The organism is Anaerotignum propionicum DSM 1682 (genome assembly GCF_001561955.1).
Classification (GTDB): Bacteria; Bacillota; Clostridia; order Lachnospirales; family Anaerotignaceae; genus Chakrabartyella; species Chakrabartyella propionicum.
The window spans coordinates 2,054,189-2,079,406 of record NZ_CP014223.1 but is presented as its reverse complement, the minus strand read 5'-3'; the positions used below and the strand labels follow the sequence as shown (position 1 = coordinate 2,079,406).

General features: G+C 40.1%; 25 protein-coding genes and 2 pseudogenes. 23 read left to right on the top strand and 4 right to left on the bottom strand.

Annotated features, from left to right (window positions below):
* Positions 1 to 179: 179 nt before the first annotated feature.
* Positions 180 to 875: a hypothetical protein gene (locus CPRO_RS09635; protein ID WP_066050987.1), complete on the top strand. Its 696-nt coding sequence runs from the start codon at positions 180 to 182 to the stop codon at positions 873 to 875.
* Between the two features lie 41 nt (positions 876 to 916).
* Here the strand turns inward: CPRO_RS09635 and CPRO_RS09630 are convergent, their stop codons facing one another.
* On the bottom strand, positions 917 to 1,156 hold the full coding sequence (locus CPRO_RS09630) for a helix-turn-helix domain-containing protein (protein WP_072743615.1): 240 nt from the start codon (positions 1,154 to 1,156) through the stop codon (positions 917 to 919).
* A gap of 103 nt (positions 1,157 to 1,259) precedes the next feature.
* Here CPRO_RS09630 and CPRO_RS09625 point away from each other — a divergent pair, with 103 nt between their 5' ends.
* From CPRO_RS09625 to CPRO_RS15800, 3 genes are all read left to right on the top strand, one after another.
* Complete coding sequence (locus tag CPRO_RS09625; protein WP_066050984.1) at positions 1,260 to 1,766, top strand: SLOG family protein; 507 nt, start codon at positions 1,260 to 1,262, stop codon at positions 1,764 to 1,766.
* 62 nt (positions 1,767 to 1,828) lie between these two features.
* Entirely contained in the window at positions 1,829 to 3,487 is a 1,659-nt protein-coding gene (locus CPRO_RS09620; protein ID WP_066050980.1) for an antirestriction protein ArdA, read from the top strand.
* 1 nt (position 3,488) lies between these two features.
* Entirely contained in the window at positions 3,489 to 4,124 is a 636-nt protein-coding gene (locus CPRO_RS15800; protein WP_236782339.1) for a DUF4314 domain-containing protein, read from the top strand.
* A gap of 59 nt (positions 4,125 to 4,183) precedes the next feature.
* On the opposite strand, the gene CPRO_RS09610 is transcribed toward CPRO_RS15800, so the two are convergent.
* Genes CPRO_RS09610 through CPRO_RS09600 form a run of 3 tightly spaced genes read right to left on the bottom strand, consistent with a single transcriptional unit; the run spans position 4,184 to position 7,422 of the window.
* Positions 4,184 to 5,215: a site-specific integrase gene (locus CPRO_RS09610; RefSeq protein ID WP_066050977.1), complete on the bottom strand. Its 1,032-nt coding sequence runs from the start codon at positions 5,213 to 5,215 to the stop codon at positions 4,184 to 4,186.
* On the bottom strand, positions 5,202 to 6,200 hold the full coding sequence (locus tag CPRO_RS09605; RefSeq protein ID WP_066050975.1) for a tyrosine-type recombinase/integrase: 999 nt from the start codon (positions 6,198 to 6,200) through the stop codon (positions 5,202 to 5,204). Before CPRO_RS09605 ends, CPRO_RS09610 begins: the two co-directional genes overlap by 14 nt.
* The gene (locus tag CPRO_RS09600; protein WP_066050972.1) at positions 6,193 to 7,422 is read right to left on the bottom strand and encodes a site-specific integrase; all 1,230 of its coding nucleotides are present in this window, start codon (positions 7,420 to 7,422) and stop codon (positions 6,193 to 6,195) included. The genes CPRO_RS09605 and CPRO_RS09600 overlap by 8 nt, the downstream gene beginning before the upstream one ends.
* 359 nt (positions 7,423 to 7,781) lie before the next feature.
* On the opposite strand from CPRO_RS09600, the gene CPRO_RS09595 reads away from it, so the two are divergent.
* From CPRO_RS09595 to CPRO_RS09510, 19 genes and pseudogenes are all read left to right on the top strand, one after another.
* Entirely contained in the window at positions 7,782 to 8,522 is a 741-nt protein-coding gene (locus CPRO_RS09595) for a BRO family protein (RefSeq protein WP_066050969.1), read from the top strand.
* Positions 8,523 to 8,595: 73 nt separating this feature from the next.
* Entirely contained in the window at positions 8,596 to 9,558 is a 963-nt protein-coding gene (locus tag CPRO_RS09590; RefSeq protein WP_066050966.1) for a DNA adenine methylase, read from the top strand.
* 12 nt (positions 9,559 to 9,570) lie between these two features.
* Complete coding sequence (locus CPRO_RS09585; protein ID WP_066050963.1) at positions 9,571 to 10,047, top strand: recombinase family protein; 477 nt, start codon at positions 9,571 to 9,573, stop codon at positions 10,045 to 10,047.
* On the top strand, positions 10,040 to 10,777 hold the full coding sequence (locus tag CPRO_RS09580; RefSeq protein ID WP_066050960.1) for a DUF3849 domain-containing protein: 738 nt from the start codon (positions 10,040 to 10,042) through the stop codon (positions 10,775 to 10,777). The genes CPRO_RS09585 and CPRO_RS09580 overlap by 8 nt, the downstream gene beginning before the upstream one ends.
* 11 nt (positions 10,778 to 10,788) lie before the next feature.
* Positions 10,789 to 11,340 carry a YodL domain-containing protein gene (locus tag CPRO_RS09575; protein WP_066050957.1) on the top strand — a complete coding sequence of 184 codons (552 nt, stop codon included), beginning with the start codon at positions 10,789 to 10,791 and terminating at the stop codon, positions 11,338 to 11,340.
* Between the two features lie 12 nt (positions 11,341 to 11,352).
* Positions 11,353 to 11,691, top strand: coding sequence for a SpoVG family protein (locus CPRO_RS09570; protein WP_066050954.1), 339 nt, complete (start codon positions 11,353 to 11,355; stop codon positions 11,689 to 11,691).
* 65 nt (positions 11,692 to 11,756) lie between these two features.
* Positions 11,757 to 11,972: a DUF6133 family protein gene (locus CPRO_RS09565; protein ID WP_096348667.1), complete on the top strand. Its 216-nt coding sequence runs from the start codon at positions 11,757 to 11,759 to the stop codon at positions 11,970 to 11,972.
* Between the two features lie 12 nt (positions 11,973 to 11,984).
* Positions 11,985 to 16,172, top strand: a complete 4,188-nt coding sequence (locus tag CPRO_RS09560) for an S-layer homology domain-containing protein (RefSeq protein ID WP_066050948.1) — start codon at positions 11,985 to 11,987, stop codon at positions 16,170 to 16,172.
* Between the two features lie 82 nt (positions 16,173 to 16,254).
* Entirely contained in the window at positions 16,255 to 16,449 is a 195-nt protein-coding gene (locus CPRO_RS09555; protein ID WP_479688661.1) for a DUF6133 family protein, read from the top strand.
* Entirely contained in the window at positions 16,439 to 16,897 is a 459-nt protein-coding gene (locus CPRO_RS09550) for a prepilin peptidase (protein WP_066050942.1), read from the top strand. Before CPRO_RS09555 ends, CPRO_RS09550 begins: the two co-directional genes overlap by 11 nt.
* Positions 16,894 to 17,022 (top strand): hypothetical protein, encoded by a 129-nt coding sequence (locus CPRO_RS15920; RefSeq protein ID WP_257721866.1) that lies wholly within the window; start codon positions 16,894 to 16,896, stop codon positions 17,020 to 17,022. Before CPRO_RS09550 ends, CPRO_RS15920 begins: the two co-directional genes overlap by 4 nt.
* A gap of 14 nt (positions 17,023 to 17,036) precedes the next feature.
* Positions 17,037 to 17,858: a Flp pilus assembly protein CpaB gene (gene cpaB, locus CPRO_RS09545; protein ID WP_066050938.1), complete on the top strand. Its 822-nt coding sequence runs from the start codon at positions 17,037 to 17,039 to the stop codon at positions 17,856 to 17,858.
* A gap of 5 nt (positions 17,859 to 17,863) precedes the next feature.
* On the top strand, positions 17,864 to 18,673 hold the full coding sequence (locus CPRO_RS09540; RefSeq protein ID WP_066050937.1) for an AAA family ATPase: 810 nt from the start codon (positions 17,864 to 17,866) through the stop codon (positions 18,671 to 18,673).
* Between the two features lie 140 nt (positions 18,674 to 18,813).
* Positions 18,814 to 19,188, top strand: a pseudogene (locus CPRO_RS15590) (type II secretion system protein E); the annotation flags it as partial.
* 750 nt (positions 19,189 to 19,938) lie between these two features.
* Positions 19,939 to 21,765: a group II intron reverse transcriptase/maturase gene (gene ltrA, locus CPRO_RS09530; protein ID WP_066050931.1), complete on the top strand. Its 1,827-nt coding sequence runs from the start codon at positions 19,939 to 19,941 to the stop codon at positions 21,763 to 21,765.
* Positions 21,766 to 21,861: 96 nt separating this feature from the next.
* Positions 21,862 to 22,920: pseudogene (locus CPRO_RS09525) on the top strand (ATPase, T2SS/T4P/T4SS family); the annotation flags it as partial.
* Positions 22,917 to 23,846, top strand: coding sequence for a type II secretion system F family protein (locus tag CPRO_RS09520; RefSeq protein ID WP_096348665.1), 930 nt, complete (start codon positions 22,917 to 22,919; stop codon positions 23,844 to 23,846). The pseudogene CPRO_RS09525 and the gene CPRO_RS09520, both read left to right, overlap by 4 nt.
* A gap of 39 nt (positions 23,847 to 23,885) precedes the next feature.
* Entirely contained in the window at positions 23,886 to 24,758 is an 873-nt protein-coding gene (locus CPRO_RS09515) for a secretion protein F (protein WP_066050928.1), read from the top strand.
* Positions 24,759 to 24,772: 14 nt separating this feature from the next.
* The gene (locus CPRO_RS09510) at positions 24,773 to 25,177 is read left to right on the top strand and encodes a DUF4320 family protein (protein ID WP_330383829.1); all 405 of its coding nucleotides are present in this window, start codon (positions 24,773 to 24,775) and stop codon (positions 25,175 to 25,177) included.
* The last annotated feature ends 41 nt before the right edge of the window (positions 25,178 to 25,218 follow it).

Here is a 25,218-nt window from a genome sequence, read left to right as displayed (position 1 = left end):
GAAAGAACTTCCTAACAACTTAATGACGAAATATCTGAGAGCAATGATATCAACGTATATAAATACGATATCATTGCTCTTTTTTCATATAAGAAAATCAATAAGCTTTGGTTTAGCAGGGGCTCCTGCTTGAACTAAGGCTTATTTTTGTACCCAAAAATGAAAAGGACGTGAGAAAAATGCCAAGATTATTTATGTATGGAACAGAATTACAGGAGATGGAACAATTGATGATGCTTGTTCCTAGATTTTCGCCTAGGCAGAAAGGATTGATTGTGGTGGGAGAAACAACGGATGTACAAGGGGGAATTAAGAAATGCCGTTCCTATGAAAAATGCGGTAAAGATAATTGTGGAAAAACCACTTGCACCAATCTTACGAACAGCACGGGGATGGGTAGAGTACACTACAGAGAAATGATTATAGAATGCTTTTCAGAAATCAGCCATTTCTATTTTAGAAAAAGGCTTTCAGACTTAGTTGCAAGTTCTACGGACGACTGGTTTATCAGTGAAGCCCATGAGGGAAGATTTGAAAATGTTTGTGAGATGCTCAAAATTCATAAAATGGACAGAAATCCACGCTACCTTGCCACTCTGTTTCTGCTGACTGCAGATGGTAGGTTATGCAGTCTTGTAAAAGAGCATATATATTCCAATCGTTTTGAATTTAAGCATATTCGTCTCAGCAGTATGACCACGCAGAGCTATGCCTTATATCAGGTGGCAAAAACCATCTATACCGGAAAAGAATACATAAAGCTAAATGAAATTGCAGATAAGTACTTGATAGATCATCAAACTTTTATGGCGATTATTCATGCAATTCTCATTGTAAAATATGGCGGTGAAATTTTGAGTTTTAAAATGTCATGAATGCTTGATTTTACACTATGATGAACTTTCTAAATAGATATTTATTTTGTATAGGTCATCAAATCGGAAATTTCGCAATCCAAAACAAAGCAGATGCGAGTAAGAACATCTATATCCATTCTCTCAATATTTCCGTTGTACCATTTATCGGCTACTTCAAAACGAATGTTGGCAAGTTTAGCAAGCTTGCTTCTGGTCAATTCTTTGCTGTCCATGATTTCTTTTACGTGAAAACTGATTTTTCCGTAATCTTTTATTTCAAAAATTGAGTTATTGTTCATATTAGTCACCTCTTTACAGCTATTCTATATGTAGTATTACATATTGACTATACACATATAAATAGATACTATATATATAGTATTACAAAGGAGGAATAAAACTATGCAGAAAAAAGAAATCGCTTTATGTTTTAGCGGTCACAGAAGCGAAAGGCTTCCAAAAAGTAAAGAAAACCTTGAAAATTTGAAATTAAAAATAGGGGAGGAAGTCGACAGAGCGATTAAAAATGGAACAGACACCTTTTACTTCGGAGCGTGCTATGGATTCGATTTACTGTGTGCAGAAATTGTGCTCATGCGAAAACGAGTAGTACATATTTCAGAGCCAAAAGTAATAAAGCTCATTGCCGTAGTTCCCTATGAAGAACAGGCAAAAAATTGGAACGAGGTGAATCGAGAACTATATTTCACAACTCTCGCTCAGTGTGATGAGGTCATTACCCTAAATGCAAAATATCATCAAGGTTCTTTTCACCAGAGAAACCGATATATGGTGGACAATAGCAGAAAAATGATATGCTACTACGATGGCAGTAAAGGTGGCACAGCATACACCGTAAAATATGCAGAGAAAAATAATGTGCAAATAATAAACCTATACGAATCTTAATAAATTCGAGTCACATCAAAAGGTGACTCTTTTTTAATGCGAAAAACAGAATGGAGGAAAAAATGAGAATAACAATCCAGAACCCTGTGAACGAAAGAAAGGAAAGCCTTTGGTTTCCTTGGAAAGGCGAAGATTTTGAAAAAGCTTGCATTAGCTTAGAAATCCTCCCAAGTACAGAACCAAACTGCACCATTGTAGAAGTATCCGATGAAAGGCTATCAACTTTCCTAAAAGATAAGAACTGCAATATTGATGAGCTGGACTACCTAATGAAACGGTTGGACAGTTTTGATAGGGATGAGTTGCAAACCTTCTACGCTATGGCATATGCAGAAAAGGCAGAAACTGCGACAGACCTTATCAATATTACCTTCAACACCCACTGTTACAGCCTTGTTGCCGATTTCAGCGACCTTGATGCGGTAGGCAAGAAAATGTACCTAACAGAACAAGGTGCGGTCAGCGAGAAAGAATTGCAAAGCTTTGACGGCAGGGTGTATTTTGAAAAACTGCTTGCTGAAAATCCTAACTCAATGATTACGCCCTATGGAATTCTTTATCAAAATAAAAATCCTATACAGACAATCTATGACGGACTGTACTTTCCTCTATATCATTGGCAAGATGAAATTGCGGAGCTGCAAGTGGAAAAAAACGGTTATATTCAATTTCTCTATCTGCCTTGCACTCAAATGCAAATAGAATATGCCTTGCTAAGATTGGATGCAGATGCTCTGTCAGAATGCAGTCTAAGTCTTACCAGCGACCATTTTCCAGACAGAATGCTTGAAATTCTAGCTGACCAAAAACCCCTCTGTGAGAACATGGATAATCTTAATTACTTTGCAACTAAGTTTCGAGAAATAGGCACCCAAGAGGAAAGTTATGTTGAAAAGCTCATAGAATTTATTAAACCAGATAATCAAAAGGACTTAAAAGTACTTCTGGACAGTATGTATGAGTTTGAACTTTTCCCCAATATCCATACTGCGGAAGAATATGGTAAATATATCATCTGCGAAAGCGGACACTTTGAATATGATGAAAACCTTGAACAATACATAGACTTTGAACGCTATGGCCAGCAGAAAATTGCTAATCAGAACGGTGCATTTACTGAAAAGGGTTACGTTCTTTATCACGGTTATAATGGGGAGCTCGCACAGGTTTTATGGGAGCATCTTGGAATGGAAATCCCAATGGAAGACTTTCAGGAACTAAAGCTGTATATGCCGCTTCGTGGGACCACGTATTATGATGAGAATGACTATGGAGACTTTTATCAGGTAGATTATAAAATCGATGTTTGCCCAGATGAGCTGGCGGAATATAAAGATGAAATTTTGCAAGCGATTGAGCGAAATGCCCTACCCGAAGAAACGGAACGAGGATTGATGAGATACTACTGCGATCAGGATAGCGTCAATGCGAAAGTAAAAAGATATGATTTCTCAGTGGAAGAAGTGAATGGACAGCTGATGGGAGTTGCAAACCTGATTTTAAATGCACCCCTTGATGATAGGGAACTTGCCAGAATAAAAGATGAAATTACAGGTCAAGCCAGTGATGGATGGGGCGAAGGTTTTGAGCAAAGAGAAATTCCATGCAACGGCAAGGAGGTGTATGTCAGTTTTTGGAGTGCAAAAAACTGGAGTTTGCAGACCGCTGAAGAATTGGGAATAAAACAGCAAAATCATGATATGAAGTTTGGAGGAATGTAAAATGCCAAAGGAAGCAGTAGAAAATAGGCAGTTTGGTTTCACAAAAGAAGGCTTGGCAGCTCTGAAAAGAGCATCCGATCCAGCCGTCAACCATTCCTATCGATGGTTTGTATTTGAAAACTTAGGACTGCAAAATGAGGTGTTGGAATATGCACCTTCCTTGGAAGAAGCCATCCACCGATACCAAAGCTCAGTCAGTGGCAAAAAGCTTTTGGGGGTTACAAAGGATGAAATTGCTACGGTAGATATTTTGATAAAAGAAAATGGGGTTGAAAGAATTCATTCAAACTACAAGGATTCAGACAGTTTCAATCACGATATTGTTATATTGCAGGCGGTTTCAAAACTGGAACAGCTTGTGCAACAGAATCAGCAAAAACAAGAACTAACAGGGGAGGGATTTAAAATGAGAGGATTTTCAAGAGAATATATTGAAAAAATCAAAGAACAGTACCCAGTGGGCACAAGGCTTGAGCTTACTTCAGATATGGATGATTCGTATGCTCCCGTGCTTGCAGGAACACAAGGCGAGGTGATTTCAGTTGATGACATAGGAACTTTGCATATGCAGTGGGACAATGGACGTTCCCTTGGCATTGTAATAGGTGAGGATTATGCATTGCAAATAAAAATGTGAAGTGTAATCTTGGAAATGGCATAAATGCTTACTCATTTCCAAAAACACTTCACATAATTTTAGCTAAGAGATTTGCCAAAGTCTTCGAGCCAAGTTAAAAGATTTGAATCGCCCGTCCAGCTCGGAGAGACATCATGCTCAGGGATAAGTGAAACTTTTTCCAATGCCTTTCGTTTCATTTCAAGATTTGCCTTTGCGTAAACCTCCGTAGTCGAAATATTCACATGGCCTAATATATCTCTGATATAGACGATATTTATCCCGGCTTCCAGCATGTGCATTGCTTTTGAATGTCTCATAACATGAGGTGTAACATTGGGTGGGATGGATGAACTTTTTGTTCTTGCCATATCAGCGTATTTTTTTAGAATGTAAGTTACTCCGGCTCTGGTAAGCGGTTCTTTCCTTTGATTGCAGAATAATGGATATTGTAAGGTGTGGGGTTCACCAAGCTTGTGCTCTGTCATATAATTACGCAGCAGCTTAGTAGTATTGGACATCAACGGAACAATGCGGGTTTTGTCACCTTTTCCATGAAGCTTAATCTGTGCCGGAGGTTCAAGCCGTATTGAGGAAACGGTTAAGTCCACGAGTTCCTGCACCCGGCATCCTGTATCATAAAGCAAGCACAAAAGCACCAGATCGCGCCGTTCAGATTTTTTTGTAGCGTTGGGCTGAGAAAGAATTAACTGCAAATCCTCCTGCGTTAAATATGCAATCATCGGTGATGGTGTTTTACGCAATGGGATTTCTAAAATACTATGACTTTGGGATATAAGTTCCGGGCGGCTTGTTTGAACATATTTAAAGAATGAATGAATTGCCGCCAACCGTTGGTTAACCGTTGATCTTGAGCAGTTACGGGATGTTTCCAACCAACTGAGAAAATCAAGAATGCAATCTGCGTTAATGACCTTAAACGTAATCTGATCCGAGTTCAAATTTTGCTCATCCTTCAGATATTTCAGCAACAATTTAAATGAATCACAGTAAGAAGAAATTGTATTTTTACTGTAATTGCGCTGTGAAGGCAGGTAGATACTAAGGAAATCGGCTAACAATTTTGGAAACAGATTCTCAGTCTTCCTCATGCAAATAGTCTCCTTCCGGTATCACACCACCAAAATTAGCTTCAAATACTGAAACAACCTCCGGGTACATGTCTGCCGTCAATCTTAAATAATGCCCGGTTGCACTTAACCGTTTATGGCCTAAATATGCGGAAAGCACTGGCAGCATAGCGTTTAAATCCTTTCCGTTACGGACCCAGTTTTTTAGGCATGAAACAGAAAAGGTATGGCGTAAATCATGAATACGAGGACCATTGTCGGTTCTCGGGATATTTGCAGCTCTTAATAGCTGACTCCATGCATATTGCATACTTCCCTTTGAATAGAAACCGCCGTCAGGAGCCGGTAAAAACACACTGTCTTGTGTATGCTCTTGATGCATCTTAGCTGAAAAAGCACGGCATCTTTGAGTAAGCTCCGGCGACATAGGGATATAGCGATCGGTTCTGTTTTTTCCATCAATTACTGTTAGAACTCCATTTTCCAGATCAACATCTTTTAATTTGAGAGATAAAGCCTCCCCCAATCGCAGTCCGCAGCAATACAGTATTCTAAACAGCAGCGATAGCACCTCTTGCCTTTGTGGAGACCAGGTGTATGACTTTAACGCATCTGCCGCACTAAAAATCCTTGCAATTTCATCATCCGAAAAAATATAGGGAACGAAATCGTATTCCTTGTGGAGAGGTTCAATCGTTGTCAAATGCGTATCCAGACCATGATTTATGAAATACTCAGTCAACTGGCGCATTACAACTTGACGACTCTGCCATGTTTTATGAGATTCATGGGAGCGCTTCAATCCCCATTCAAGGACAAGATTGCGTGGCAATGAGTCAGGGGGCGTATTCAATACAATACAGAGGCGATCTATCTCACGCAAACGAAAAGCTTCGGCACTGTATTTAAATCCAACAGCTCTTTTTTCTGAAATGAAAGCTTCTAAATGTTTGCCAATAGGCCCGGTATACTCAAATGTTCTAATCGGATTGCGTTCTTTAGCCATACACAGCCTCCGGGTTCAGTGCACACTGGCGAAGTTTGTTAATATCTGCACGCAGATATATTCTGGTGGTGTCAGAGCTTGAATGTCCAAGTATTGCAGATTTTGTTTCAATCGGTATTTCTTCATCCAGTAACCGTGTAGCCAAGGTAAAGCGAAAGGTATGAAAACCGTGAGGCTTCTCCGTGCAGACAGGAACATGTGCATCACGTAAATATTTTTGCATGACATACCAGAAGTTTTTCACTTTACCAAAGGGAGGAGCGTGGCGAACAAAGACATATTGCGAGCAATCATCCTTTGGGCGGCCATATTTCAAGTAATCAATAATTGCATCTCCAACAGTAGCAGTAAGCGGTAATTCTTGTGGTTTACCGGTTTTATCCTGTATGAAACGTATTTTGCATTCTGCCCACAGTAAATTATCAAATGTCATATTTACGATATCTCCGGTTCGCAACCCTAATTGAGTAACAAGCATAAAAACTGCGTAATCACGTTTTCCAACAGATGTTCCGCGCTCAATCACCCCTAAAATTCGTTCAATTTCTTCCTTTGTCCATGTTTGTGCCAGGCGTGGGCGAGGCTTCTGTGCTTTAAGGACACATTTTGATAAATCCGTGGAAATATATTTTTGCTCGTACAGAAATTCAATGAATGTGCGAAGATGACACATTTTCTGATTTATGGATTTTAGCGCGCGTGCCGCAATGAAAATTGTATACTGGTGAATGTGCTCAGCTTTCATTTGAGCAATATCTGCTATTCCGCTTTGTGCAAGATGGAGTAAAAAGGGACGAATAGTATATAATTTTGCATTAATGGTGGATTTACTGTTGTTCCGCTTTTGGCAAAGTTCTTCATAATGCTTCATGATTTCTCGGTAATATTCTATATCCTCTGTTCTGTTAAATTTGGATATACGGAGAATTGTTCCTCCTGATTGCAAAATAGACAGCATAAGCAAGGGACGGACAAATGTCTCAAAATCATGGACAGATATATTACCATTTAAATTTTCATCTGTATACTCAATATTCAATTCTTCTTTTAAAAAACAGCCTACCAGTTCTGAGCTAAAACACGTGATTTTATGCTTGTGGGCATAGTTTGAGAAGAGCTTCCAAATGTGCTTATGCCGCCTGATATATCTCTCGCTTGGGTTTTGCTTTAGTAAATTTTCGTGAGCCTTTTCTATTAGCTTAGTTATTGTTAATGATTCCAATCAGTGTACCTCCTGCATTAGTTTGACACTGGTTAGTATCACCTTTTCCAAGTATATTATGCAAAGTCTTTTCTCTTAAACTTAATACAACAAAGGGGTTCGATACGAATCGCTTCACATTTTTATTTGCAATGCATAATCCTCGTTATGCGGTTAGTCACATAACGAGGATCACTTCAAGGTGCTTTCCAAACCACAGGAGGAGCAGTTTATGGATTCCCAATGGATTGGGGGTATAAGCCAGTGAAAGAAGTGATGTAGGAAAAAACTCTGAATGAAAGAGAACAGTTTTAAAACAGCCGACAGGATGATGTAAAAATATCATTCTGTCGGTGTTTTTGTGGAAAGGAAGAGTGTGAATGCATGAACTTATGATTTTTGAAAAAGAGGAATTCGGCAAAATAAGAACTTTATTAATTGACGGAGAACCTTGGTTTGTGGGAAAAGATGCGGCAGAAATATTAGGATATTCCAATACCAGAGACAGCCTTTCCAAACATGTGGAGAAGGAAGATAAGGCTGGCGTCGCAATTCACGACGGCAGGCAAAATCGAGTAATGATAGCAATCAACGAAAGTGGTCTTTATTCCCTTATTTTCTCCAGTAAGCTGCCAACTGCCAAAAAGTTTAAACGCTGGGTAACCACGGAAGTTTTGCCGTCCATTAGAAAACATGGAGTTTATATTACCATGCCAAAGCTTGGTGAGATTATGGCAAATCCTGAAAGCTTGGAATTGCTTTTAAAACAGCTTCTACTTGAAACACAGAAAAACAAGAAACTAAAAAATGAGGTTGCAACCCTTGTACCCAAGGGGAAATATTTTGATAAATTGATTGATTCTGAAATGCTCACTGATTTTCGCACCACTGCCAAGGAATTAGGGCTAAAGCCAATGGCGTTTACTCAATTTCTGATTGATAAAAAATACGTCTACCGTGATAAACATCAAAGGATTCTTCCAATGCAGCCTTATGTGCATTATGGAATTTTTGCAATCAAAGACTTTTACAACAATGGGTATCATGCTACGCAGACACTGATCACTGTTCTTGGAAAGCTTCATTTTTTAGAACAAATAGGGGATAAAGAACAAATTTAAGGCCGATTGTTTCTCTGCTTAGGCAGGAAAGCAGTCGGTCTTTTTTGCTTCTTGGAAGGAAGGTGGTTGATAAGTGAATAGCTTTATTTCGTGGATTGGTGGGAAAAAGGCTTTAAGAAAGCTATTATATAAGCTGTTTCCTAAAAATCATACACGTTATATAGAAGTATTTGGAGGTGGTGGATGGGTACTCTTTGGGAAAAGGCAGAGAAAGAACTGCATGGAGGTTTACAACGATTTTAATTCAAATCTTGTAAACCTTTTTTTATGTGTGAAAGAACGTCCCCTTGCTTTTCTAAAAGAGCTTGGGTTTTTACCTTTGTGTTCAAGAGGTGAATTTGGGGTTTTGAGAAAGTTTATTGAACAGGAAGAATTTACAGATGCCTATATGGCTGAGGAGCTGGAATTGGCAGAAAAATTTATCCCTCCTCCGTCGGTTGATGAAATGAAGCTTTTATATGAAAAGAAATCCCAGCTCTATGAAGTAAAAAGAGCAGCCGCTTTTTTCAAATTGATAAAGTACAGCTATGGCAGTAGTACAACATCCTTTGGTGGTCAGCCATGTGATATTCGAAAGTGTTTCAAAATCATATGGGAAGCCTCAGAACGATTAAAGGACGTTGTTATAGAAAACAAAGATTTTGAGGACTTCATTAAACAGTATGACAGGGAGGGAGCATTCATCTACTGTGATCCGCCTTACTTTGGAACAGAGGGGCATTACGCTGTGGGTTTTGCAAAAGAAAATCACGTAAGACTTCGGGATACTCTTTTAGCTTGCAAGGGACTTTGGATGGTGTCCTATAACGATTGTGAGTACATCAGGGAGTTGTATAAGGATTTTCATATTCGCACAGTTGTCCGTATTAATAACTTGGCTCAGCGTTATGAAGGAGGTGCGGAGTATAGAGAAGTGATTATTACAAATTTTGATCCAAAGAAGATGGTTATAAAGGATTTGAGCTTTCAAATGAATCTTTTTTCTGATTTGGACGACGAGGATGAACAGTTTGAATATTACTTAAAAGAGGATTAGGAGGAAATGTACATGAAAAAATTAGAACATCAAGGATTGACTGTTGAAAACGAAATGATTGAATTTGCAAATTTAGGAGATGAAGTAGTTGTTACTGCATTAGATCGTCTTGTGATTCTGACAAGAGCAAGAATGACGGCATTGGATATGGTAAAAACCATTGCAACCCTTGCGGAAGTCACTCAAAATCTTCTTGCTACATTGGCGAAAAATTGTGGTACTTGTGAGGATTGCGGCCATTGTGAGGAAATGGATACAGAAAATATTAAGATTCCCAATTATATGTTGGAAGTCGCAGGGATTCCAAAGGATGCAAAGCTGATTGCCTTTGCTGAGGAAGACAGCGGAATTGTCCGTGTGGAACAGGCAGAATACGACCATGATATTGCAGATATTCCCGAGGATATTCGTGAATTGCTTTCAAACTATGGAATTTGTATGGGCGAGCTGGATGCATTGCTTGTAAAGGGGGAATTTCTTCATGGATAAGAATTATGTATATCCTTATAGTTTTCAGTTTGCAAAGGGAAATAAGGAGCTAAGTTTATACAAGGAATCCCATAAAGCAAATGTAGATTGTAAAAATGCCATTGAAAAAGCCATCAGTCAACATTTCGATGGCCTAAGGCTTGAAAAAAACACGGCAGAGCAAGTGATTTCTCAGTTTGGCTATGACAGAGTTAATTTTGTTCTTGCTAATTCAGTACAGCAAAAAAGTTATGACGGCAGGTTTTCTCGTGACAATAAGGAGTGGGCAAATAGTTTTTTTATTCTACCCGATAAGATTCAGGGCTTTGATAAACGGCTGGAGTATGCAGTGGATAGTCACCCTGCAGTGCTGGAGGGCTTTATCAATCAGGCAAGGCGAGCCTACCAAGCCTTGAATTTGTGGGAAGCAAAACATTGTAACGATGCCACGGGGCTTAACTTTGAGGGGAAGGTGATGGTGCTTCGTGCCACGAACCTCAAGGATGAGTATAAAAATCCTCGAGACCAGCTTGTTTTGTGTGAGAGCGGATTTGGCTGTTCTCCCACAGCTAGTGGAAGAAAGGTGTTCGGACGATTTCTGGCTGACGGTGAGCGTTGTCAGTATGAACGCTCAGATTTTATTGGAGAATTAAAAGCGGAACACCTACCTGACTGGGCAGTTGAAAAGCGAAAGGAGATGGGAGTGAGCATGGTGGAAGGTCAAAGCATGGGGGGAATGGAAATGCAGTAAGGGGGTAAAAAATGAGTAATATACAAATCAAAAAGGGCTTTATTTACTACTACGGTAATCCAGCTGGATATGTAAAAGAGCAAAATGCAGTGGTGGATACCATGTTTCAAAGGGAAGAACTGAAAGAATGGCTGGCCGAGAAAAATCTCTCAGCCACTTGGACAGACGGTGTATTTGAACGGCTTTCCAGGGGTGAAAAGCTGGCAGAATTAAATGGGGAAAGCAAGCCACTAAAAAGAGTCCGAATCTGGCAGCTAAAAGCCGATTCGGACTTTGATTTGCGGTTTATTTCTTTGGAAGAGAGCCAAAAGAAATTTGGTGAACCAAGGATTGAAAATTATGAAACCGTTTATGATGGCGAGCTTGCTACCAACGATTTAGAGGGGATCTATACCAAATTCAATATTGACCACCCTCACGGTTATGAGGGGCATTCCCTGTCCATGTCCGATGTAGTGGAACTTTATGATGACGAAGGGAGTGTTTTTCATTATGTAGACCGAATTGGGTTTAAGGAGATTGACTTCGAACAGCCGAAACAGGACATGTCAATAAAAATGTAAAGGATGATGAATATGAAGAAAAACAACCAGCTTAACTATGATGTGAAAATCCAAAGCATAAGAGCAGAAGGTACTTTAAAGGCAACGGCAACTGTGAATATTAATGAAGCCTTTGTCATTCGGGGTGTTAAGGTGAAGGATGGCAGTAAAGGCCTATTTGTTACCATGCCCAGCTACAAAGCAGGAAACGGAGAATACAAGGATATTTGTTTTCCTTGCACCGCAGAAGCAAGAAAGGAATTTGACCAAGCAGTGATGGGTGCATATGAACAGGCATTGTCTCAAAAGCAGGAGCAAAAACAAGAGACATCCACACAGGAGCAAAGCAGTGCTCCAACGATGACCATGTGAAATTAGGAGGATATACAATGAAAAATATAGTAAAAAAGGCAGTGGTTTTTTTAAAGGGAAAGGCAATGCAGGTACAGTCGTTTTTTATATTGCAGTCTGCAAAACTGCGGTTTGCAGCAGCCAATAACCGTGGTGAAAATTACGTAGACAGTGCCGTTAAAATACTTATTGCTGTGGTTTTGGGAGGACTACTTCTTGCAGGACTTTATGCATTATTTGGGGATGTGGTGATGCCAACCTTGGAAACCAAGATTAAGGAAATGTTCAATTATGCTGGCTGACGGAGGGATGGTATGAAACAGAACCTAAAAAAGACAACTTCTCTATTTTTGATTATTTGTCTTGTACTAGTAATGTTTAGTGAGAGTGTATATGCAGAAAAGCCAATATTTCAAGACAGTTTAGGGCATTGGGCAGAGGACGCCATCCTAAAGCTGACGGATGAGGGTGTGATATCTGGGTTTCCCGATGGCCTTTGTCATCCCGATGAAATCATAACAAGAGCAGAATTTACAGCACTGGTTGACCGCAAAATAGAAAGGAATAAAGATGGTGCAGTCAATAGACCTTCTGATTTTACTGATATCAAGGGACATTGGGCGGAAAAAAACATCACCAAGTTGACCAGCCTTGATATTATTTTAGAAGAAGAATATCCAGAAAAACAATTTTCCCCAGATGAGCCGATTACCAGATTGGAGATGGTGAAAATGCTGGTTCGTGCATTGGGGACAGAAAATCACAGTACAGATTGTATCTGTGAACTTGACTTTACCGATGCACAGTTGATTAAAAGCGAGGATAAGATCTACGTTTGCATGGGGAAGAAATATCGCATTATTAGTGGTTATCCCGATGGAACGATGCAACCGGGTGGCAGTGCAACCCGTGCAGAAGCCTTTAAAATGCTTGTAAAAGAGGAAGAAGCCAGCGAACAGATTAAGAGAGAGAAAGAACAAAGTTCTGTGATTGAAAATCCAGAGGGGAAAAACTCCCATGGAGGCAGTGGCGGTGCATCTTATGTGCCTGAGCCACAGTTTAGTTTCATTCTTCCCGAAACAGTGTATGTGGGAGAAGAAATTGATATTAAAAGCGAAAGCCAGAATGTAAGCGCAGTAGCTTGGGCTGTCTTGAAAAATGGTATTTCCGTGGAAATACCTGACGTTATGGAGGGAGAACTAAAGTCAAACGGCGGTATTGTCAAAATCAAGGAAAAGGGGACATACACCTTTACTGCAACAGCAAAAAATAGTGTTGGAAAGGAAATCACCTGTGAGCAAACCGTTACAGTTTACCCTGTGGTGACGGCAGACTTCTATATGCCACAAACAGCACATACAGACACCAGCATTGCTGTGGATTTGAAAACAGAAAATCTTGGTCAAAACCTTGTAGTATGGTATCTGATAAAAGATGGTATGGCAGTGAAGCTTGAAAATGCCGTTACAGGAGAACTTGGTAATAAAGGGGGAACGGTGCAGTTTAACAGCAAAGGCAGTTATGAACTTACTGCAACGATTACCGATGAGCTTGGTAAGGTTTGTACGGTATCAAAGAATATTGATATTTATCCTGTTGCAGAAATCAATTTGACCTTGCAGTCTGTTACCCATACAGACAAAACCATTGCTTTCCATGTTCAGACAAAAGACGCTGAGGAGATGACCGTAAATTGGTCACTTAAGAAAGATGGAGAACCCGTAGATATTAAAAATTTCATTGAGGGTGAACTTAGCCTTGGAGAAAACAATATTCGTTTCAAGGAAAAGGGTGTTTATCAGATTACAGCTACACTAACTGATAAAACAGGGCGAATTTTTATAGATACGGCAGAAATAACTGCATATCCTGTTGGCACTGTTGGTTTTTATCTACCATCTGTTCTCCACACCGATGATACAGTAAATGTGGAAGCAACACTAAACGAAATCGGAAACCATACTGCTTTGTGGTCTCTTAATAAAGACGGTAAAGATGTACAGCTTTCTGAATTTATCAGTGGGGATTTGACCAATGAAGGTGGGGAGGTGGGTTTCAAGGAAAAAGGAATTTATATTCTGAAAGCTTCCTTTACCGATGACGGACAGAGAGCCTATTCCTATGAACAGCAAATTAAGGTGTATCCTGTGCCAACGGTCAGCTATACGCAACCGCAATATGCACATACGGATACAGGAATTGAAATAACGGTAAAAAGCACAGATTTGGATGGGCTCACCATTAAATGGCTTGTAGATAACAGCTTTGGTTATCAAGATTGGAGTACCTTTGTGGAGGGTTCGCTTTCCGATGCAGGAGGAAATATCAAGTTTAAGCGGGCAGGAATTTACGAGCTTGTTGCCAGAGTGACTGATGAAACAGGCAGAGTATTCCTTTTTGAGCCAAAGAAAACAACCGAGGTTTTGCCAGTGCTGACAATTGACTTCAACCTACCGAAAGTGGCTTACACCGATACTACAATTGACCTGAGAACAAGCGGGCATAACAATGCCCTCCCAGTGGAATGGTCGCTGAATAAAAACGGTCAGGCTGTCTCTTTAAGCAAAGTGCTTGATGGAACATTGAATGCACTTGGTGGAAAGGTGACTTTCAAGGAATATGGTGAGTTTGTTTTAACGGCAACCATGACAGACTTTTTAGGAAGAAGCTATACCCACAGTGAAGAAATCAAAATTATGCCGGTATTGGATTTTACTTTCACAATGCCGTCAGATGTTCACTATGGAAATAGTTTTCCAGTGACGATTTCAAATGCAAAGCATACTGAAAATGCATCGATTGTTTGGGCACTTACCAAAAATGGCGAAACAGAAAGCTATACAGGAGCACTGACTGAAAAAGGTGGAAATATTTCAATTTCAAATACCGGTAAATTTGTATTTACTTCTGTTGCAACTGATATTCTTGGCAGAGAGAGTAGGTGTACCCAGGAAATCACAGTGACCAACACTGCACCGACTATCACAAATCTTGTAGCAATCCCAACCAGAACCGTGAAAGATGGCAAATTTCTGGTGAACATTTCTGCCACGGCGGCTGATGCAGACGGAGATAAATTTGAACTTGAGTGGGATGGCAGAGTGGCAGACGGTTATTATGCAGTAGGAACCCATACGATGAAGGTCCGTGCCAAAGATATTGCAGGGGCGTATTCCGATTGGACAGTGAAAACTTTTACTGTAGTGAACAGTGCACCGACCATTACAAACTTTACAGTAACTCCCACTAGAACAGTGAAAGATGGTAAATTTCTTGTGAATGTTTCTGCTACAGCGGTAGATGCAGACGGAGATAAATTTGAGCTTGAGTGGGACGGCAAAGTGGAAGACGGTTACTATTCGGTAGGAACACATACCGTGAAGGTTCGTGCAAAAGACATTGCAGGAGAGTGCTCTCAGTGGGCGGTAAAAACCTTTACTGTGGTAAACGTAGCACCGACTATAACAAACTTTACAGTAACTCCCACTAGAACAGTGAAAGATGGTAAATTTCTGGTGAATATTTCTGCTACAGCGGCGGATACAGATGGAGATAAATTTGAGCTTGAGTGGGAAGGCAAAGTGGCAGACGGTTACTATGCGGTAGGAACACATACTGTGAAGATTCGTGCAAAAGATACTGCAGGGGCGTATTCCCAGTGGGCTGTGAAGACGTTTACAATTGCAAGCAGTGCACCGACTATTACAAACTTTACAGTAACCCCAACCAGAACAGTGAAAGATGGCAAATTTTTAGTGAACATTTCTGCTACAGCGGCGGATGCAGATGGAGATACAACTGTGCTTGAATGGCAGGGCAAAAATGCAGATGGCTACTATGCAGTAGGTACATACACCATAAAGGTTCGTGCAAAAGATGCAGTAGGCTCCTATTCTCCGTGGTCGGAAAAGACATTCACTGTAGCAAACTCTGCACCGGAACGGCCTGTGATTACCAGAACTCCTAATGGAAACAGCGTTACACCCGGAACTGCAGTAATCATCACAGCACAAAGCAGTGATGCAGATGGAGATGCCATCACCTATGTATGGGAGAACAGACCATCGGAATCGGCAGTGTACCCTTTAGGCAAAAATGTAGTGAGAGTCAAGGCTGTAGATAGTGCAGGAGCAGAATCTCCTTGGGCTGCCATTATGTTCTTCGTTGCTGATTCAAACGGTTCGGGCGGTATGACTTTGTCAGGCCCAGACTCTACCATTTTGGAAAATGGCATTGAAGGAGCTACTATCACGGGATATACCTTTACCGTTCCCCCTGTATCGGGTCACAGCGGTAACGATTACGGCAGAGTTAGAGGGTATAACATACTTACAGAAGCATGGGATCAGCTTGACTATGAAACAACGAATAACGGTATCACTTTTGAACGAAGTCTAAACAGTGGACTATATTCCAAATTGGAATTCTACTACTACACAAACCATAATTGCATGTACAACAAATCTAACATAACTTACACCGTCGATTATTATTTTGAATAAGGGAGGACTTTTAATGAAAAATTCAATAGAAAAAGGCTTTAGCTATGTAAAGAAAAAATCAGCACGGATGTACTCATTTTTTATGATGCAGTCTACAAGAATGCAGTTTGCCGTTAGTAACAACCGTGGCGAGAATTATGTTGATTCGGCAGTCAAAATACTCATTGCTGTAGTTTTGGGTGGCCTGCTACTAGCAGGACTTTATGCATTGTTTGGTGATGTGGTTATACCCACTCTGGAAACCAAAATTAAGGAAATGTTCAACTATGCAGGCTAACGGGCAGGCTAACGGCATCGCACAGGCGGTGCTTTTTTCTTTTCTGCTGATTTTGGTGTCTGTGGAAGATGTGAAAAAAAGAGAGATTCCACCACTGTTTTGTGTAGGAGTTGCCCTCTGTGCACTGCTGAATTTTAAGGCGGAAAATCTTTTGGGACTTGGCATTCCAATGATTTTATGGATAACCGCCGCATGGATTTGCCCAGAACAGCTTGGCGGTGGAGATATTAAACTCACTGCCGCTGTAAGCCTTGTTCTTGGCTTTACTGCCACAGCATATGGCGTTATCCTTGCCTTTTCCCTTGAACTGGCAGTATTTATTATTTTAAAGCACAGGCGAAAGCTTACAAAGCAAGAGGCAAAGGAGTTTCCAATGCCTCTTGCTCCTTTTTTAACCATTGGCTTTTTAGTAACATATTTTATGAATTTTGGAGGACTGATGCTATGAGTAAAAGCAGAAATAACAAATGTTTTATTGCACTGTGGGTCATTGTTCCTATGGTCACAGCACTTGCATTTATGCCCAAAGTGATTAAAGAAAGAAAAAAGAGAAAAGACACATCATCATTCTAAGGAGGTAGAAAATTATGAATATTTTGAAAAATAGAACGGTTGTGGGAGTGATTTGCATTGTGCTATCGCTCCTTATTTGTTTTGGTGTTACACCCTTATTCAATAAAGGAATGAGCCAAAAGACAGAGATTGTACGTGTGGCAAAGGAAATTAAGGCAGGAGATGAAGTTACAAGTGATATGGTACAGATGGTTGAAGTAGGAGGGTACAACCTGCCTGAAAATATCATTAAGAATAAAGATACCGTCATTGGCACCTACGCAACCGCTGATTTATCCATTGGGGATTATATTTTAAATACCAAGGTATCACAAGTTCCTGCTGTAGAAAATGCCTATCTATATAACTTGGATGGCAGTAAGCAGGCTATTTCCATTACTATTAAAAATTTTTCAAATGGTCTTTCCGGCAAGCTGCAAAGTGGGGATATCGTATCGGTCATTGCACCCGATTATAGAAAACAGGGAGCTACAATTATTCCTCCAGAGCTTAAATATGTTGAGGTCATTTCTGTAACTGCACCAAACGGTTATGATGCTAACACTGGCGAGCAAATTAAGGGGGAAGATGAGAGAGAGCTTCCTTCAACCGTTACCCTACTTGTAACTCCCGAACAAGGAAATGTGTTAGCAGAGCTCGAGGCTGACGGAACGGCACATCTTTCCCTTGTTTATCGTGGCGTTCCCGAAAAGGCACAGGAGTTTATTCTTGCACAGGACGAAGTTATTGCAAAAATTTATCATCCAGAATTGACGGAAACTACAGACGAGGAAAATGCAGTTGATGCATCTGTTGAAAATTCTCAAACCGTTGGAAATACGTCAGAGGAGGACTAAGCACAATGAATTTCATGAAAAATTCTATTTTTTCTCGAGAGCAAAAAGCAGAACCCGTAAAAGAAGATGTTTTACATGGTGGTGTGCTTGCGGTTTGGGGAAGCCCCAGTTCTGGAAAATCAACGGTTGCAGTAAAGCTTGCAAAATACCTTGCAGACAAAAAGAAAAATGTAGTCTTGGTGCTGTGTGATATGACAGCACCCATGCTTCCCTGTATTTGCCCACCTTCGGATTTGGAATGTGAGAAATCCCTTGGCAGTATTTTATCAGCAACCCATGTGACAGAACCCCTTGTGAAATACAACATGATTACCCACAAGAAAATGTCTTATCTCACTATCATCGGTATGCTGAAAGGAGAAAATGAATATACCTATGCCGCTTATTCCAAAGTGCAGGCACAGGAGTTGATAGAGAGTCTGCGAAAGATTGCTCCATTTGTGATTATTGATTGTGGCAGTTACATTGCAAACGATATTCTCTCCGCCGTTGCCTTGTTGGAAAGTGATAGCGTGCTGCGTCTTGCAAACTGTGATTTAAAATCCATCAGCTACCTGTCAAGTCAACTACAGCTTTTGCAAAACAGCAATTGGGATATGGAAAAGCAATATAAGGTGGCATCTAACGTGAAATCCAGTCATGGTATTGAACATATGGCAGGGGCAATGGGCAGTCTTTCTTTTAAGATTCCCCATTCCGATGAGGTGGAACAGCAGTATCTTGAGGGAAATTTGTTTGCTGATTTATCTCTAAAGGGCAGTCGAGAATTTCGCAAGGAGATTGAAAAAATAGTGAAGGAGGTGTTTGGGTGTTAGGAAATAAAAGAGGAAATTCTGTGTTTGCAACAGAGAATCATCAACAGATCGTTACGACGCGAACAGAAGCAGATAACAATATACAGGCATTAGAACCTATGGAAAAGGAAACTGTAAAAGAGGAATCTGTACCAGATGAAATGGTATCGGTAGAAAGCAGAGCCAGTGATCTTATCATTCCCGCACAAAAACAGAAAGAGGTAGGGGAATTGGGTACAGGGAACCGCACCCACTCCTTATTTTTTGCCCCAGAATCAGAAGGCAGGGATTTCTCTTCAGTGCTAAAGGATGTGCAGGAGCACATATCAAGCAACTATTCACAACTGATTACCAATGACGACCTACAAGATGCCAAAGAGCAGATGAAACGGTACATTGGCAAATATGTGATGGATGAGCGAATTGCAGTCAAAGGCATGGACGGCGGCGAGCTGGTAGATGCTCTGTATACAGAGATGGCAGAGTACGGATTTTTAACCAAATATATTTTTGGAAAGGGCATTGAGGAAATCGACGGTGCGACACGTTCCTAACTGAAAAGGTTAGGCACTAAACAAAGAACGTAAAAAGTTCAGTTTGGTAGAACTGGTAATCCAATAGGTGGAATGATAGGGTAACGCCTTGAAACGCCTTCCTAAACACTGCGAATGGCACAATAGCAATTAAGTGCAAATTGTGTTATGAAGCTCGCTAAAGTCGTCTGTATGCACTTGCTAAGGTCAGAAATGATACAGCAAAACCAAGCCAGAGGTGGCTGGGAGTGTTAGGGCGGGGTCTACAAAATGCCTATGGTTAGAATTTTATCAGCTAAAACTGATGAATGGCGAACTCTTGAATGTACGGGTCTAAATCTCTAAATAGTCTAACGGCTATGCTTGCTATTGCAAGGTCTGTGAGGATAAGTAAAACTTGTCGATATGAAAGTCCTTTCATCGTTACAGGCGGTGACAAAACAGACAGGCTCAAAGAGAGAACCTAAGGGCATATATGAATAGATAGGATTATCGGAACGTGGTAAGTCAGCAACGTGGAGAGCTTAATCTCTATGAAGCGTTAGCAAGGAAAGCCGTAAGATATAACTTGCTTTTATGCTGATGAAAGTAGTGGCACAGTACCTGTGAAGCCGTGATAATAAGCGGTGGAGGGATAGCCACAAGTCAATATTTTACAGTAAAACACAACTCACAACCAGTAGAAAAACTGCATAAGGTTCGAGTATGACTAAGAGAGGCAAAATTTCCTGCAAAGGAAGTGAGAGCCGACTTATGGCAACTAAAAAGCTCAAAAAGAAGCAAAGATTAAGAAACAATGAGTATTACGATACTCAAAAGATTTACGACAACCTTTATTCAAAGGCAGGGCAAAACCAAAAATTTAATAACCTCTATGACATCATTATTAGTAGTGAAAATATACTGCTTGCCTATCGTAACATCAAGAGAAACAAAGGCAGCAAAACAAAAGGAACAAACAGCACTACCATATTAGATATTGGAGAACAAGAGCCAGAAAAGCTAATTGCTTATGTTAAAAATCGTATAGCTAGCTTTAAACCAATGTCGGTAAGGAGAGTTGAAATTCCTAAGGATAATGGCAAAACAAGACCGCTTGGAATACCCACAATGGAGGACAGGCTGATACAGCAATGTATCAAGCAGGTATTAGAACCAATCTGCGAAGCAAAATTTTACAAACACAGTTATGGTTTTAGACCAAATCGAAGCACGCACCATGCAATTGCAAGAACCTTGGCACTAACCAACAGACACAATTTTCAATATGTAGTTGACATTGATATTAAAGGATTTTTTGATAATGTTGACCATGGAAAATTGTTAAAACAGCTTTGGAGTTTAGGAATACAAGATAAAAGGTTAATTTCTATTATCTCAAAAATGCTTAAAGCTGAAATAAAAGGTATTGGAGTACCGACAAAAGGTGTACCGCAAGGTGGTGTACTAAGCCCGATTTTATCCAATGTGGTATTAAATGAGCTTGACTGGTGGGTGGCAAGTCAATGGGAAAATCACAAAACGCATACGGAATATAAAAATCCAACAAGGAAATATGAGTTAATGCGTAAGGGTAAGCTCAAAGAAGTGTTTATCGTCAGATATGCTGATGATTTCAAGCTGTTTTGCAAAGACAGAGATACCGCCAATAAAATGTTTATTGCTACAAAACAATGGTTAGAGGAACGATTAGGACTTCAAATAAGTCCTGAAAAATCAAAAATAGTAAACCTTAAAAAGAAGTACTCTGAATTTTTGGGTATTAAACTAAAACTTTGGAAAAAGGGTAACAAATATGTTGTCAAATCTCATATGACAGACAAAAGCATAGAAAAATGCAAGAAACAACTCAAAGAAAAAATCAAAGTCTTACAGCATGATGCAAATGGAATTCATGTACAGCATTTTAATGCAACGGTACTGGGTATACATGGATACTATAAAATTGCAAGCCATATCAGCAAGGACTTTGCCCAAATTGCTTTTCATGTCAACAAGAGCCTTTATTGCAGAACGAAATGTATTAAAAGTAAAACAGGTAAAAAGAGCAAGGTATATGAAAAATTCTATGGAAAATCAAAAGTAAAACCACTGTATATCCAAGGGGTAGCACTGTACCCTATTCATTTTGTACAGACTACACCGCCGGTTTGCTTCTCACAAGATGTGTGCAATTATACACCACTGGGCAGAAAGAAAATCCACGACAAGCTACAAAACTTCAATTATGACACCTTGATTTATTTAATGAACAATCCTGTAAAGGGTCAAAGTGTCGAGTTTAATGACAATAGAATTTCATTGTATGTGGGGCAACGTGGACGGTGCTTTATAACTGGCGAAAAACTGCAAATATCCAATATGGAAGTACACCATAAGACACCCAAACATTTAGGTGGGAAAGATGAATATAGAAATTTAGTGTATGTTACCTTTGATATTCACAAGCTTATTCATGCAACAACGCAAGAAACCATAGAAAAATATTTGTTGAAGCTTGAAAAATTACCTGTTGATTTAGAACGATTAAACAAACTGAGAATTTTAGTTGGAAATTGTGAGATTAGTGTAAATAAGTAAATATTGAGGGAACGCCGTGTGAAATGAAAGTTTCATGCACGGTGTGGAGTGGGGGAAAATTCGGAGATAACTTCAAAGAATTACCTATCACTATTTAACTCTTGGCAAGACATTGAGGTGCAATATTCGGACGGAAGAAATGTGAAATTAGAGGAGCATTTTGACTCCCCAGAACATGCCATTAACGTGGTACGAAGAATGCTCCATGTATCGGGCATGGTGCTTGATAATGCCAGTCCTGCAATCCTTGGGCACCTATCCAAAAACATTCGTATTGCCGCACTTAAAACACCTCTTGTAGATGAAGATGTGGGTATTGCCGCCTCTATTCGTATCGTAAATCCTCAAAGCATGAAAAAAGAAGATTTTGTGCGTAGTGGAACGGCAACTGACATCATGCTGGATTTTCTTTCATACCTCATCCGCTATGGCATTTCTGTTTGTGTTGCCGGTGCAACCTCAAGCGGAAAAACGACGGTGCTTGGTTGGCTTTTAACCACTATTCCAAACAATAAAAGAATTTACACCATAGAAAATGGTTCTCGTGAGCTTGACCTCACACGATATGAGGATGGAAAAGTAGTAAACTCGGTCATTCATACCCTCACTCGTGATAGTGAAAATGAAAAGCAAAAGGTGGATCAGATTACACTGCTGGACATGGCATTACGCTTTAATCCCGATATTGCAGTAGTTGGTGAAATGCGTGGAGCAGAAGCCAATGCGGCACAGGAGGCGGCAAGAACAGGTATTGCAGTGCTGACAACCATTCATGCAAATTCCTGTGAAGCTACCTACCGCCGAATGGTATCCCTTTGCAAACGCGCAGTGGATATGAGTGATGAAACCCTGTATGGCTATGTAACGGAGGCATATCCTATTATTGTGTTCTGTAAACAGCTTGAAAACAAGGAAAGACGCATGATGGAGATTATGGAATGTGAAATTTTGCCTGATGGCACAAGAAATTACCGCACGTTGTTCCAATATATCATTACAGAAAATCGCATGGAAGAAAACGGAGCATTTACGATTATTGGTCACCATGAACAGAAAGAATCTATTTCCGAAAGCCTGTCAAAGCGGCTTTTAGAAAATGGCATGCCAATTGAAATGATTAAAAGCCTTAAGGAAAGGACGGTGAAAACAGCGTGAATATCATACTTTTAGTTGCCTGTATCGGAATGATTACAGGCTTTTTTATTTTGCTTTCCATTTCTCCCACAGAGTTTACTGATGGAATATTTAAAGGATTTTTAAGTAAGCCCAAAAGTATTAAGGATGAAATTAACGAGGTCACCAACCGAAAAAAGGTCGGGTTTTTGAAAAGGGAGATTACTGAGGCACAGGAAATTCTAAAAATCACAGGTCGTGAGAAACGATTTCCTATGTTATGTATGATTTCTTTGGCACTGTTTGCAGTGGGTGGTTCCATTGCCATTATGATGAGTAACTTTTTTCTGGTCCCTGTTCTTGCCGTAGGTTTTATGCTCCTGCCGTTTTGGTATATCAGATTAACCCAGACTCATTTCAAAAAAGATATTTCAGCAGAACTGGAAACAGCACTCAGTATCATTACAACGGCGTATCTGCGAAATGAAGATATATTAACAGCGGTGGAGGAAAACATTGCTTACTTAAATCCGCCTGTTTTATCGGTTTTCAAAGGATTTATCTATAGAATCAAAATGATTAATCCTGATATAACGGCAGGATTGCAGGCTATGCGTGGGCAGATAGAGAATGCCGTTTTCCGTGAATGGTGTGATGCCTTGATAGCTTGCCAGTTCGACAGGGGGCTGAAAAGCACCTTGACGCCTATTGTTTCAAAGCTTAGTGATATGCGAGTGGTAAACGGTGAGTTGGAGAATATGGTGTTTGAACCACGAAAAGAATTTATTACTATGCAGGTGTTGGTAATAGCTAATATACCACTTTTGTATTTCCTCAATAAGGATTGGTATCACACACTGATGCACACGAGTGTGGGGCAGATTGTCCTAGCAATTTGCTTTACAGCAATGTTTATTTCTATGGCATTTGTAATTAAGCTTACCCAGCCTATAGAATATCGGAGGTAACTGTATGAAAAATAAAATAATGGTAAGAGAGGTGGAGGAATGCAACTGATGATGATACTGTTTGGCAGTTTGTTTGCTGTAGGATTATTTTTCATTTTTGCTGATATTTTGAAACTGCCAAGCCTAGCCACAGGAAAAGCTATGCTATCTGCAACAAAGCAGAGCAGGGAAAAATCAAAAAACATGGATGCCCTCATAAATGGATGGGCGGTCAGGTTGGCAAAGTTCTTACCAATGGACGAATATAAGAGAATCCGTTTGCTGAATACCTTAAGTGCCGCAGGCATGAAAGAAACACCAGAAGAATTTATGGCAAATGCAATTGTGAAATCGGGATTCATTGTACTTGCAGTTGTGCCGGCTCTTTTGATTTTCCCGCTGATTGCTCCAGTTTTGCTATTTCTTGCAGTGATTATTTATTTCAAGGAAATCCGTAAGGCAGATGAAAAACTGTTAGCAAAACGAGAAAAGATTGAGGTTGAACTGCCAAGGTTTGTGGCAACGATTACCCAGGAGTTAAAGGCAAGCCGAGATGTTCTTTCTATCTTGGAGAATTTTAAGAAAAATGCAGGTGAAGACTTTGCTAAGGAACTGGATATTTTAACAGCCGATATGCGTTCCTCATCCTATGAGGCAGCCCTCACGAGGTTTGAAGCAAGGATTAACTCTTCCATGCTTTCGGACATTGTAAGAGGGCTCATTGGTGTGCTGCGTGGGGATGATGGTGCCATGTATTTTCAAATGCTGAGCCACGATATGAAGCAGTTAGAGTTGCAACGACTTAAGGCGCAAGCAATGAAGATTCCGTCGAGAATAAGGGTATTCAGTTTTATGATGTTAATATGCTTTCTGATGACCTATATCGTGATTATTGTCTATGAAATTATTCGTTCCCTTGGCGGAATGCTGTAAAGGGGGCAGATAATATGAAAAAAATGATGAGGGCATTCAAAAACAATCGTGGTGAGGGATATATTGATGTGGTGGTGCTTGTTCTTTGTGCCATGCTGGTGATTGCTGTAGCAGTTAAAGTGTTTCCTGCCTATATTGTAAAACAACAGGTGGATACCTTTGCTACCGAGCTTGTTAGGGAGGCGGAAATTGCAGGGCAGGTTGGGACGGAAACTTCAAGGCGAGAACAGCTTCTCGCTGAAAAAACAGGAATCAACCCAACTGTTGAATGGTCCCAAATAGGTAAAATTCAGCTGAATGAGGAAATTTCTGTGGTTGTTACCTATGAAGTGAATATTGGAATGTTCAATGGTTTCGGCTCTTTTCCTATTACTTTAAGAGGAGAAGCAATGGGAAAAAGCGAGGTATATTGGAAATGATCAGTATGGCGTTGATTCAATTCGCACATTAAATTAACTAT